Raw genomic sequence first — 12,265 nt, forward strand, 5'->3', positions numbered from 1 at the left:
ACGGAAGGCCCGGTCAGGGGCGGCAGGGATGAAGCAGGCAGCGGCGCGCAGGCGCGACCGCGCAGGCGGTCACGCGGGGCCGTGAATCAGGCGAGCGGCGGCGCCTGGCCGCGTTGCTGGCGGCGCCCGGGCGCATCGGCCCAGGGCGTGTCCGGAGCGGCCAGCGGCCAGTCCGGGCGCACGCCAGGCATGGCCGGCGTGGCGGGTACGAGGTCGAGTTCAGTGCGCAGCCATTGGCTGGCCAGCAGTAACGGCGGACGGGTCTTTTCGGCAGATTTCACCGGAGCCGCAGCACAGCGGCGCAGCTTGGCGGGTGCCTCTTGCTGCGAGGGGCCTTCACCACCGCGCTCTTCCAGCGGCATCTGCACGGCCATTCCGGCGTGGGCCTGTGGCAGCAGCGGCAGGGTGCCCAGCAGCAAGGCCAGCATCGCCACCCACGCCAGCAGGCTGGCCAGCGCGGGACGCTGGCCGCGCATGGCGGTGCCCATCTTGCGATGGATGAGTGGACGAGGGCGAAGCGGGCGCAGCAAGCGGGGATCCCCAAGGGTCTGCCGGCAGCGGCCGGCATCAACGGGGCGTGATTGTAATGAGAGCTGTTAGCCGTTGCAAATGAGAATGATTGCCAAAATGTCGCAGGCTGGCCAAACGGGGCTCAGACTTCGCTCCAGCGCCGCAGCAGGTTGTGGTACACGCCGGTCAGCTGGAGCACCGCCTCGGCGTCGCCGCCGGTCTGCCGCAGGCGCTCGATCGAGCTGTCCATTTCCCAGAGCAGGCGGCGCTGCACGTCATCGCGGATCATGCTCTGCACCCAGAAGAACGAGGCCACGCGCGCGCCGCGGGTGACCGGCCGCACCTGGTGCAGGCTGCTGGACGGATACACGATCAGGTCGCCCGCCGGCAGCTTTACCTCGTGCTCGCCGTAGGTGTCGCTGATGATCAGCTCGCCGCCTTCGTATTCGTCCGGGGCCGACAGGAACAGTGTGCAGGAGATGTCCGAACGCAGCTGCTCGCCGTTGGCCAGGTTCATCACCGCGCCATCGACGTGGAAGCCATAGGTGCCGCCACCGCTGTAGCGGTTGAAGCGCGGCGGCAGGTACTTCAGCGGCAGCGCCGCGCTGAAGAACAGCGGGTGCCGGGCCAGCGCGACGAGGATGATCTCGCCCAGCTCGCGGCGCAGCGGCGAAGCCTCTGGCAGCTGCTGGTTGTGCTTGGCCTGCGCGCCCAGATGGCCGACGGTTTCACGGCCATCGGTCCAGTCGGCGGCATCGAGGCGGCGGCGGAAGTCGGCCACCTGGTCGGCGCCGAGGATGTCGGGAATATGCAGCAGCATGCGGAACTCCTCAGAGGGACGGCGGTGCGACCAGGGCGCGCACCTGTGGATGCGGCGACGCGGCCAGCTCCGGCACGATGTGCGCCATGAACGCCGGGCTGCCGTGTGCCAGTGCAAGCCGCAGCCAGTGCACGGCCTGCTCGACCTGGCCGGCCTGCAGCAGGATCGAGGCGTAGTTGGCCTGGCCGCGGAAGTCACCGGCTTCGGCCGCGCGCTGGTACCAGGCGAGCGCCGCCTGCGGATCGGGTGCGGTATCCAGCCCGTCTTCGAGGTGGCGGGCCAGCAGGTTCATCGATTTGGCGTGGCCCAGGCGCGCGGCACGGGTGTACAGGGCCAGTGCCTGCGCGCGGTCCTGCGGAATGCCGCGTCCGGTGGCCAGCAGGTTGGCCAGGTTGTACAGGCCCCAGTCCAGGCCGGTGTCGGCGGCGCGCCGGTACCACACCGCCGCCAGCGCAGGGTCGGGTGCGGTGCCCTGTCCCAGCTCATGGCAGCGGCCGAGCATGTTCATCGCCATCGGCGCGCCGTTGTTGGCGGCGGTTTCGTACCAGAGCAGCGCGGCCGAGGCATCCTGCGCGGTGCCTTTGCCTTCCATGTGCATCTGCGCGAGCAGCAGTTGTGCGTCGACCTGTCCGGCCTGCGCGGCGTCGCGCACGCGCGCGAACGCGGCCTGCGGATCGTGCTGCAGCAGCTCGGCCAGGGCGTCGCTGTCGATGGGAGTGCGGGTAACCATGGGGTGAGTATCGCCGGAAACAAAAACGGCGGCAGGAGACCCTGCCGCCGTGGTGGAGCGAAGTTACATCAGAACTTCACGTTCAGTGCCAGGGTGGCCGAGCGACCCGGCGCGATGCTCGCGTAGTGCGAGGCATAGGCCTTGGTGAAGTAGGTCTTGTCGGTCAGGTTCTGCACGTTGAGCTGCAGGCTGATGTTGTCCTGGATCGCGTAGCTGGCCATCGCGTCGAAGCGGGTGTAGCTCGGGATCCACTTGGTGTTGGCGACATCACCGTACTGCTTGTCCGAGTAGAACGCACCGGCGCCGATGGTCAGGCCGATCGGGAAGCGGTAGGTGGTCCACAGGTTGGCGCTGTGCTTGGCGGTGTTCGGGAACACGTTGCCGTTGTACGGCGACGGCACGTAGACGTTGGACGGGCAGGTACGACCGGACACGGCGCAGACAAAGCCGTTGTCCTTCAGTTCCGAGTCCAGGTAGGTGTAGCCGCCATACAGGCTCCAGGCGTCGGTCAGCTGGCCGGTGAAGCCCAGCTCGAAGCCGTTGATTTCCTTCTTGCCGGCGTTCTGGCTGGTGCCGTTGTCGACGGTCACGCGTGCGTTGTTCATCACCGTGTGGAAGATTGCCGCGGTCAGGTTCAGGCGCTTGTCGAACAGGTCCCACTTGGTACCCAGTTCGAGGTTCCTGGTGTCCTGCGGCTTGAGGTCGGCCACGGCGGCGCTCAGGCCGTCCGAGCCGTCACCACCGTCCATGCCCGGCGGGGTCGAGGAGGTGCCCCACGACAGGTAGATGCTGCCGTTCTCCAGCGGCTTGAAGACGACGCCAGCCTGGTAGTTCAGGAAGTCGTTGTCATTGCGCACGCGGGTCGGTGCCTTGCCGGCCACCGGAGTGGTCAGGGTGGTGCTGTAGTCGTCGTAACGCAGGCCGACGTTGAAGCTCCACTGTGCGTTGAGCTCGATGGTGTCGAACAGATACGCGGACCTGGTCTTGGTGCGCTGCTCGACGTCCAGTGCCTTGTCGCTGCGGTACACCGAATGGGTGGCCGCCCACGGATCGCGCGGGTTCGGATTGGAGAAATCGGTGCAGTTGTAGCCGGTGGCGGCGCCGATGGTCGGGCACTTGCTGTTGCCGGTCAGCGGGTTGCTGGTACCCGGGGTCATCAGATAGCTGCCACGGGACATCTTCTCGTCGCTGTACTCAACGCCAGCGCTGTAGCTGTGCTTGAGCGCGCCGGTCTGGAAGGCACCGGTCAGGCCCAGCTGGTCGGCGAAGCTCTTGACGTCGACGGCGCGGGCGTTGGTACGGCGCCACAGGGTGCCGTAGTTGTTCGGGTTGCCCTGGCTGTCGTCCGGCTGGGTCCACAGGTAATCATTGCTCGTGTTGCCCAGCCGCGCGATGTTGCGCAGCTTGTGGCCACCGAAGTCATAGCTGGCGTCCAGGGTGCTGATGTCGGCGCGGGTGCGCTGGAAGTCGCGATCGACCAGACCGTAGTAGTTGTTGCGGTCCGGCACCATCGGGCGGCCGTCGACCCACTTCGATGCCGGTGCACCATTCGGGTTTCCGTACGGGAAACCGCCTGCATCGGGCAGGTCGTCGCTCTGCATGTGGTAGTGGCTGGCGATCAGCTGCGCCGGGCCGTTCAGGCCGAACGCGATCGACGGTGCGATGCCCCAGCGGCTGACATTGGCGGCGTCGCGGCCGGCGATGTCCGACGCGTGCTTCATCAGGTTCAGGCGGGCGGCGATGCCATCGCCCAGCACGTAGTTGGCATCCACGGTGCCGCGCGCATAGCTGTCGGTACCGATGCCCATGCTGGCGCTGGTCTCGTTCTTCAGCTTCGGCGTCTTGCTCACCAGATTCAGGCTGCCGCCACCCGAGTCACGGCCACCGTAGGCCGAACTCGGGCCCTTGACCACTTCCACCTGCTCCAGATCGAAGATTTCGCGGGTCTGCGAGCCGACGTCGCGCAGGCCATCGACGAAGATGTTGCTCTGCGAATCAAAGCCACGGATGAAGGGGCGGTCGCCGGTCGGATTGCCGCCTTCGCCGGCACCGAAGGTGATGCCCGGGACCATGCGCAGCGCATCCTGCAGGTTGGTTGCACCGGTTTCGGCGATCAGTTTCTCCGACACGATCGACACCGACTTCGGGGTATCCAGCAGCTCGGCGGTGAACTTCGGCGAAGACGGATTGAACCAGCTGCCGCGCACCTGCACCTTGTCCAGGTCGGTGGCCTTGCGGGAGCCTGCGTCGGCACTGTCGGCGGCGTGTGCGGCCAGCGGTGCGAAGCCGGCGGCCAGGGTGGCGGTGGCGAGCAGGGAAACGCGCGGTGCGTGCTTGCGGGACGTGATGTGAGTCATGGCTTGTGCAGTGGCTAGGATCGGAAAATGGCGAGGTCCGTGACGCAGAATGCGCGACGGCGTGCAGAAGAGGCTGTTTCTGTAGCGCCGAGCGGATGTTCGGCTACGGGGTGAACGAGTCCAGGCGCACGGCAACGGCCGCAGGGCGCCTCAGCTGGCGTGCGGTGCGGGCGGAGCGTGGCCGGGGTTCAGGCGCAGTGCGGGGTCGCGCAGCTGCCAGCGCAGGGCGTCGGAGCGCCACAGCGGGATACGTGCGACCAGGGCGGCGCGGGGACCTGCCATGCCAGCGCAGGGCGGCGTGCCCTCGCCATCCAGCGGCGGTTCCGGTGCGGGTGCGGCATGCTGCGGGCATTCGTCCACTGGCGTGGGCGGCAACGGCATGGCCTGGTGAAGATCATCCGTGTGCGCCTGCCAGCCGTGCGTGGCGGTACCGCTGCCACGTCCTTCATGCAAGGCCGACCAGCCCAGCAGCAGCGTCAGCAGCGCGGCCACGAGCAGCGGCCACCCCTGGCGGGCGAGCTGGCACAACGTGGCGGTGGGCGCGGGCGAAGCCATGGCGCGGGGGGGCGGATCGTTACGAAGATGTTACGCAGGATAACATCAACGATAATGATTCGCATATACGTCGTTCGGCGGGCGACCTGGATGGCCCGGAAGGGCCCTGGAGGGCCTCTCATCGCCCTCCGGCAGCTCCACCCCAGGGTTCTCGAGGAGCGCCCCACGGGCGATCTCTACGGGCCGAGCGTCGCCTCAATCGCGGTCGTCGCGGGTCCAGACGGCGTCGTGCTCGCGCTTCACCGGGAACTTGGGCACCGGGGTATAGGCCGGTGCGCACAGGGCGCGGCCATCGCGCACGTCGAAGCGCGCGCCGTGCAGCACGCACTCCACGCTGCCTTCGGCGGCGTTGAACTCGCCCGAGGACAGCTCGAACTCTTCATGTGTGCACTGGTCTTCCAGCGCGTACAACTCACCGTCGAGGTTGAAGACCACGATCGGCGTGCCGGTCACTTCGTCGAACACGCTCTTCATTTCACCCGGCAGCAGCTCGGTGCCGGCACAGACGAAGGTCCAGGTATCGCTCACGCGGCGGCTCCGGCCAGCGGCTTTTCCAGGATCTCGAAGCGCAGGTCGTCGCGCTTGGGAATGCCGAAACGCTCGTCGCCGTACGGGAACGGCTTCTTGATGCCGGTGCGCAGATAGCCGCGGCGCTCGTAGAAGGCGATCAGCTCGTCGCGCACGTCGATCACCGTCATCTGCATCACCGGCACCTTCCATTCGCGTGCGGCGTGTGCTTCGGCGGCGTCCATCATCTGCTTGCCGACGCCGCCGCCCTGCTGGGCCGGGTCGACCGAGAACATGCCGAAGTAGCCCTTGCCGTCGACATCGGCGACGTGGGCGCAGGCCACCAGCTGGCCCTCGCGCTCGGCCAGCAGGATGGTGGAGCGCGGGCGGTCGAGGTCGGCCTGGATGCCTTCGGCGTCGATGCGGGCGCCATCCAGCAGGTCGGCTTCGGTGGTCCAGCCGACGCGGCTGGCGTCGCCACGGTAGGCCGAGGTGACGAGGGCGATCAGGGCGGGGATGTCGGCCGGCGTGGCGGCGCGGAAGGTCAGGGTGGTCATGGCCCCATTCTAGGTGGGGCGGGGGCGGGCGCAAATGGGGGCGCCTCACGGGGTGCATGGAGGTGCCCGACATGCTGCCTGCATCACCAAGGAGAAACGCCGCAGTTGCCCGCGGCGTTCCCGCTGCAGAAGGAGCAGGGTCCCTACTTTGTCTTGTAGAGCATCATTTTCGAGACCTCGTTGTCAACGTAGTGCTCATATTCAAATAGTTCTTCTTCGCAGCTGTCAGATGAACTCTTCGTTGCCTGAGCTTTCGCGATGCACTCATCAAGCGCCTTCTTCAATTCCTTTCCCTCCGGCGTAGCTTCAGCTTTCGCACGGATTTCGGCTTGCCCGTCAGTCTCGCCATCCTGGGCAAATGAACTTGCGGGCAGCATGAGGGCCAGCAGCACGAATACCGCGGACAGGCTGGCAGAGCGGATCATCTTCATGTTCGCTTTGTCTCCAATCGGGTGGGAATGGCCAGAACGGTCTTGCGTACGACGCAGCAACTGCGAAATCGGGGCAAGGCTTGTTGGCAGAGATGGAAGTGAGACAAAGTTTGCAGGACAGCAGATGGAGCTGTTGCGGATGAGGGTCTCTTCAAGGCTCGCCCAAGGGCGAATGGTGCGCTCTGCCTGCAGCGCATACTGTGATTGAAGTCTCGAAGTGGGGCGCCATGCGAGGGGGGCGTGTCGGGGCCGGTAGATGGGTCGGTAGACACGGAAACGCCGCGGTCTCCCGCGGCGCTTCTGGTTCTCTGTGCCGGCCTGGGAATCTCACCCCAGCAGCTTGCGTACCTTGGTCAGCGCGGTCATGAACCGCTCGATCTCGGCGTGGGTGTTGTAGAACGCCAGCGAGGCACGGCAGGTGGCGGCGACGCCGAAGTACTGCAGCAGCGGGTGCGCGCAGTGCTGGCCCGAACGCACGGCCACGCCTTCCAGGTCGAGCAGGGTGGCCAGGTCATGGGCATGCGCGCCATCGATCAGGAACGAGACCACGGCGGCCTTCTCCGGTGCCTCGCCGATGATGCGCAGGCCGTCGACGCGGCGCAGCTCTTCGGTGAAGTGCGCCAGCAGTTCGGCTTCGCGCGCTTCCACGTTCTCCTGGCCGAGCTGCTGCAGATAGTTGGCGGCCACGCCCAGGCCGATGAAGCCGGCGATGTTCGGGGTGCCGGCTTCGAACTTGTGCGGGGCATCGTTGAATACGGTGCCGTCGAAGCTGACTTCCTTGATCATCTCGCCACCACCGAGGAACGGCGGCATCGCGTCCAGATGCTCGCGGCGCGCCCACAGTGCGCCGGTGCCGGTCGGGCCGCACATCTTGTGGCCGGTGATGGCGTAGAAGTCGCAGCCGATCGCGGCGACGTCGACCTTGCGGTGCGGCACCGCCTGCGAGCCATCGACCACCGTGACGATGCCGCGCTTGCGTGCTTCACGGCAGATCTCGCGCACCGGGTTGACCGTGCCCAGCACGTTGGAGACATGGGTGACGGCGAGCAGCTTGACCTCCGGGGTCATCGCTGCGCGCAGCGCATCCAGGTCCAGCGCGCCATCGGGGGTGATCTCGGCCACGCGGATGGTGGCGCCGGTACGCTGCGCGACCAGCTGCCACGGCACGATGTTGGCGTGGTGCTCCATGCGCGTGATCAGGATCACATCACCGGCCTTCAGCCGCGGCAGCGCCCACGAGTAGGCCACCAGGTTGATGGCGAAGGTGGTGCCACTGCACAGCACCAGGTCGCTGGGGCGCACGTTGAGGAAGCGCGCCAGCGTGTTGCGCGCGCCTTCGTAGGCATCGGTGGCTTCGCTGCCCAGCGCATGCACGGCGCGGCTGACGTTGGCGTTGTAGCGTCGGTAGAACTCGTCCACCGCGCCGATCACCTGCACCGGCTTCTGGCCGGTGTTGGCATTGTCGAAATAGACCAGCGGCTTGCCGTGCACTTCGCGCATCAGCAGCGGGAAGTCGAGGCGGACGCGGTCCCAGTCGGGGGCGCCGGTGCGTTCTTCGATCGGGCGCGGCGTGGACAGGTTCATGCCACACCCGCCTCGGCCAGGGCTTTGTCCAGGCGGCGTGCCAGCTGCGCACGCAGCGCATCGGGCAGGATCTTCAGCGGCTCGTGGCAGAACGCGGCGCTCAGCAGTGCCTGCGCCTGGGCCTGCGGCAGGCCGCGCGAGCGCAGGTAGAACAGCGCGTTGGCATCGAGCTGGCCGACGGTCGCACCGTGCGCGGCCTTCACTTCATCGGCGTCGATCACCAGCGTCGGCTGGGTGTCGATCTCGGCATCGGCCGACAGCAGCAGGTTCTTGTTGGACAGGTTCGCGTCGGTGCCATCGGCGCCTTCGCGGATCTGGATGCCGCCATGGAACACCACGCGGCTGCGGTTGGCGGCGACGCCGCGCCACAGCAGCTCGCAGGCGGTATCGCGTGCGATGTGGTCGATGCCCAGGCGGGTTTCGACGTGGCGGCGGCCATTGCCGAGCAGCACGCCGTTGGCGGTCAGCTGGGCGTTGTCGCCTTCCAGGCGCACGTTCAGTTCATGGCGGCTGAGCGCAGCGCCCAGTTCCAGATCAACGCGGTGGTACTGCGCGTCGCGGGCGAGCACTGCGTCGGTGCGCAGGAAGCTGGTCTGGCGCGCGCTGCCGGCCTGCACGCGGGCGTGCTTGAGCACCGCATCGCGGGCCACATGCGCGTGCAGCACCGTGTTGTCCAGGTGGACGGAATCGCCGACGCTGAAGCGGTGCTCGACCACGCCGAGGCTGGCGCCGGCACGCAGTTCGATCAGGTGGCGGTGATGCCAGGCCAGGTCGGTCTCGCCGGCCACACTGGCAAATACCAGCTGCAGCGGTGCTTCGACCTGCACGCCTTCGTCCACGCGCAGCACCACGCCTTCGTCGGCCAATGCGGCGTTGAGGCGGGCGAAAATCTCCTCGCTGCGCTCGTAGCGGCGGCCAAGGAAACGCACAGCGTCTTCGCCGGCGGCCAGCGCCGCCGACAACGGCTGCAGCTGCACGCCCGCAGGCAGCGCCTGCACGTCGCTCAGCGCGGCATCCAGGCGACCGTTGACGAACACCAGGCGCGGTGCCGGGACGTCTTCCAGCAGCGCGGCGTCCAGCGCCGGGCCCTGCAACGGTGCCGCGGTGAACGCCCGGCGTTCCAGCTGGCGCAGCGAAGTGTACTTCCAGGCTTCGTTGCGGGCGGCCGGCAGGCCGTCGCGCAGGGCCGCATCCAGCACTTCGCGGCGCGCATCGCTGCCGCAGAAGGCCTGGGCCATCGAATCAAGCAGGGCACTCATCAGACCGCCGCCTCGGGCACGACCCGGTCCTTCAGGAAATCGTAGCCGTGTGCTTCCAGCTCCAGCGCCAGTTCCGGGCCGCCGCTCTTGACGATGCGGCCATCGGCCAGCACGTGCACCACATCCGGCTTGATGTAGTCCAGCAGGCGCTGGTAATGGGTGATGACCAGGAACGAGCGGTCGGCGCCGCGCAGCGCGTTGACGCCGTCGGCCACGCTCTTCAGTGCGTCGATGTCCAGGCCCGAGTCGGTCTCGTCCAGGATCGCCAGCTTCGGTTCCAGCACGGCCAGCTGGAAGATCTCGTTGCGCTTCTTCTCGCCACCGGAGAAGCCTTCATTGACGCCACGGTGCAGCAGTTCGTCCTTCAGGTGCAGCACGGCCAGCTTCTGGCGCACCAGCTTGAGGAACTGCATGGAATCGAGTTCTTCCTCGCCGCGGGCCTTGCGCTGGGCGTTCAGCGCGGCGCGCAGGAAGTAGGTGTTGTTCACGCCCGGGATCTCCACCGGGTACTGGAACGCCAGGAACAGGCCGGCGGCGGCACGCGCTTCCGGGTCCTGCTCCAGCAGGTCGACGCCGTCGAACTGCACGCTGCCTTCGGTCACTTCGTAGCCGTCGCGGCCGGCCAGGACGTTGCCCAGGGTGGACTTGCCGGCGCCGTTCGGGCCCATGATGGCGTGCACCTGGCCGGGCTTCACATCCAGCGACAGGCCCTTGAGGATTTCCTTGCCGCCAATGCGGGCGTGGAGGTTTTCGATCTTCAGCATGGTGGGGGTTTCCGTGGGGCGGGCCAGGGCCCGCCGGTAAAGAGAATGCGTTTGCGAGGGCAGGGTCGGGCGGTCAGCCCACCGAACCTTCCAGCGAGACTTCCAGCAGCTTCTTGGCTTCCACCGCGAACTCCATCGGAAGTTCGCGGAACACCTGCTTGCAGAAGCCGTCGACGATCAGCGATACCGCGTCTTCCTGGCTGATGCCACGGGCGCGGCAGTAGAACAGCTGGTCATCGGAGATCTTGGACGTGGTCGCCTCGTGCTCGACGGTGGCGCCCGGGTTCTTCACCTCGATGTAGGGGAAGGTGTGCGCGCCGCACTGCTTGCCGATCAGCAGCGAGTCGCACTGGGTGTAGTTGCGCGCGCCGTCGGCGTTGCGGTCGACCTTGACCAGGCCGCGGTAGGTGTTCTGGCCGCGGCCGGCGCTGATGCCCTTGCTGACGATCTTGCTCTTGGTGCGCTTGCCGACGTGGATCATCTTGGTGCCGGTGTCGGCCTGCTGGCGGTGGTGGGTCAGCGCGACGGAGTGGAACTCACCGACCGAGTCGTCGCCCAGCAGCACGCACGACGGGTACTTCCAGGTGATGGCCGAGCCGGTCTCGACCTGGGTCCAGGTAACCTTGCTGCGTGCGCCACGGCATTCGGCACGCTTGGTGACGAAGTTGTAGATGCCGCCGACGCCGTTCTCGTCGCCGGGGTACCAGTTCTGCACCGTGGAGTACTTGATCTCCGCATCTTCCAGCGCGACCAGCTCGACCACTGCGGCGTGCAGCTGGTTCTCATCGCGCATCGGCGCGGTGCAGCCTTCCAGGTAGGAGACGTAGGCCTTGTCCTCGCACACGATCAGGGTGCGCTCGAACTGGCCGGTGTGGCCGGCGTTGATGCGGAAATAGGTGCTCAGTTCCATCGGGCAGCGCACGCCCTTGGGAATGAACACGAAGCTGCCATCGGAGAACACCGCCGAGTTGAGCGCGGCGAAGTAGTTGTCACCCACCGGCACCACGGTGCCCAGGTACTGGCGCACCAGCTCCGGGTGTTCCTTGATGGCCTCGGACATCGAGCAGAAGATCACGCCCTTCTCGGCCAGTTCCTTGCGGAAGGTGGTGCCCACGGACACCGAGTCGAACACCGCATCCACCGCCACGCCGGCCAGCTTGGCGCGCTCGTGCAGCGGCACGCCCAGCTTGTCGTAGGTGTCGAGCAGTTCCTTCGGCACGTCATCCAGCGAGGCGTACTTCGGGCCCTTCGGCGCGGAGTAGTAGCTGAGCGCCTGCAGGTCGATCGGGGCGATCTCCAGCTTGGCCCAGTCGGGCATCGGCATGGTCAGGAAGTGGCGGTAGGCGTCCAGGCGCCACTGCGTCATCCACTCCGGCTCGTCCTTCTTGGCCGACAGGGCACGGATGGTGTCCTCGTCCAGGCCCGGCGGCAGGGAGTCCGATTCGATCTCGGTGATGAAGCCGGCCGAATACTTGCGGCCGAGCTGCTCGTGGATCTCGCGGTTGGGGGTGTCGTCGTGGGCGACGTTTTCGATGGTTTCGGTGGCCATGGGGGGGCTGCCTACGGATCAGGAGACGACGTCGACAGCGATGGTGCGGCGCTGTTCGTCATCGGCAAGGGGGAGAGGGGGCAGGATCTGGGCGAGGGTGACATCGCGCAGGGCCTCGGAGACCACGTCGTTGATCAGCCGCCAGCTGCTGCGCGCGCCGCACTTGGGTGCCATGCCGCACTGGTGGTGGTCGTGGCTGCATTCGGTCAGGGCCAGCGGCCCTTCCATCGCTTCGACCACTTCGAACAGCGAGATCTCGATGGCCGGGCGGGTCAGCCGGTAGCCGCCACGAACGCCGCGCAGGCCCTCGACCAGGCCGGCCTGGGCCAGCGGCTTGAGGACCTTGCTGACCGTGGGCGGCTCCAGGCCGGTGAATTCGGCCAGCTCGGTGGCACTGAGCACTTCGCCCGGACGGGCGGCGAGCACGGTCAGCACGACGGTGGCGTAATCGGTGAGTTTGGTGACGCGCAACATGGGGATGCGAGTGGTTCTTAAAGCGGACTGAAATTGTACGCTTTTATTCGCCACCATCCAACCCGGGCATTCAGCCGGCGCTGGGGGCGGGCCGGGAGAACACACCGGGCCGCAGCCACGGCGCAATGCTGCGCCAACGGGGTGATTTTCGCAATCACCCGGAATGGG

At 67.0% G+C, this 12,265-nt stretch carries 13 protein-coding genes; all 13 read right to left on the reverse strand.

Going from position 1 to position 12,265, the window contains the following annotated elements; genetic code table 11:
• Positions 1-86: 86 nt before the first annotated feature.
• Complete coding sequence (locus ACYKG1_RS05470; protein ID WP_100471538.1) at positions 87-488, reverse strand: hypothetical protein; 402 nt, start codon at positions 486-488, stop codon at positions 87-89.
• 164 nt (positions 489-652) lie between these two features.
• Positions 653-1,330, reverse strand: coding sequence for a Fe2+-dependent dioxygenase (locus ACYKG1_RS05475; RefSeq protein WP_262084664.1), 678 nt, complete (start codon positions 1,328-1,330; stop codon positions 653-655).
• Between the two features lie 10 nt (positions 1,331-1,340).
• Positions 1,341-2,060, reverse strand: a complete 720-nt coding sequence (locus ACYKG1_RS05480; RefSeq protein WP_262084663.1) for a tetratricopeptide repeat protein — start codon at positions 2,058-2,060, stop codon at positions 1,341-1,343.
• A gap of 68 nt (positions 2,061-2,128) precedes the next feature.
• Positions 2,129-4,417, reverse strand: a complete 2,289-nt coding sequence (locus ACYKG1_RS05485; RefSeq protein ID WP_262084662.1) for a TonB-dependent receptor — start codon at positions 4,415-4,417, stop codon at positions 2,129-2,131.
• A 150-nt stretch (positions 4,418-4,567) separates the two neighbouring features.
• The gene (locus ACYKG1_RS05490; protein WP_100471541.1) at positions 4,568-4,972 is read right to left on the reverse strand and encodes a hypothetical protein; all 405 of its coding nucleotides are present in this window, start codon (positions 4,970-4,972) and stop codon (positions 4,568-4,570) included.
• Positions 4,973-5,167: 195 nt separating this feature from the next.
• Positions 5,168-5,500, reverse strand: coding sequence for a non-heme iron oxygenase ferredoxin subunit (locus tag ACYKG1_RS05495; RefSeq protein ID WP_478472040.1), 333 nt, complete (start codon positions 5,498-5,500; stop codon positions 5,168-5,170).
• Complete coding sequence (locus tag ACYKG1_RS05500; RefSeq protein WP_100471543.1) at positions 5,497-6,036, reverse strand: GNAT family N-acetyltransferase; 540 nt, start codon at positions 6,034-6,036, stop codon at positions 5,497-5,499. The genes ACYKG1_RS05495 and ACYKG1_RS05500 overlap by 4 nt, the downstream gene beginning before the upstream one ends.
• A gap of 143 nt (positions 6,037-6,179) precedes the next feature.
• Positions 6,180-6,467, reverse strand: a complete 288-nt coding sequence (locus tag ACYKG1_RS05505) for a hypothetical protein (RefSeq protein ID WP_478472041.1) — start codon at positions 6,465-6,467, stop codon at positions 6,180-6,182.
• Positions 6,468-6,794: 327 nt separating this feature from the next.
• Positions 6,795-8,051, reverse strand: a complete 1,257-nt coding sequence (locus tag ACYKG1_RS05510) for a cysteine desulfurase (protein WP_100471545.1) — start codon at positions 8,049-8,051, stop codon at positions 6,795-6,797.
• Positions 8,048-9,310: a Fe-S cluster assembly protein SufD gene (sufD, locus tag ACYKG1_RS05515; protein WP_478472043.1), complete on the reverse strand. Its 1,263-nt coding sequence runs from the start codon at positions 9,308-9,310 to the stop codon at positions 8,048-8,050. Before sufD ends, ACYKG1_RS05510 begins: the two co-directional genes overlap by 4 nt.
• Positions 9,310-10,074: a Fe-S cluster assembly ATPase SufC gene (gene sufC, locus ACYKG1_RS05520; protein ID WP_100471547.1), complete on the reverse strand. Its 765-nt coding sequence runs from the start codon at positions 10,072-10,074 to the stop codon at positions 9,310-9,312. Before sufC ends, sufD begins: the two co-directional genes overlap by 1 nt.
• A gap of 73 nt (positions 10,075-10,147) precedes the next feature.
• The gene (gene sufB / locus ACYKG1_RS05525) at positions 10,148-11,623 is read right to left on the reverse strand and encodes a Fe-S cluster assembly protein SufB (protein WP_014036280.1); all 1,476 of its coding nucleotides are present in this window, start codon (positions 11,621-11,623) and stop codon (positions 10,148-10,150) included.
• Between the two features lie 18 nt (positions 11,624-11,641).
• Positions 11,642-12,097 (reverse strand): SUF system Fe-S cluster assembly regulator, encoded by a 456-nt coding sequence (locus ACYKG1_RS05530; RefSeq protein ID WP_005408436.1) that lies wholly within the window; start codon positions 12,095-12,097, stop codon positions 11,642-11,644.
• Between the last annotated feature and the right edge of the window lie 168 nt (positions 12,098-12,265).

It is taken from the genome of Stenotrophomonas sp. 85239_Sma, from assembly GCF_056481725.1.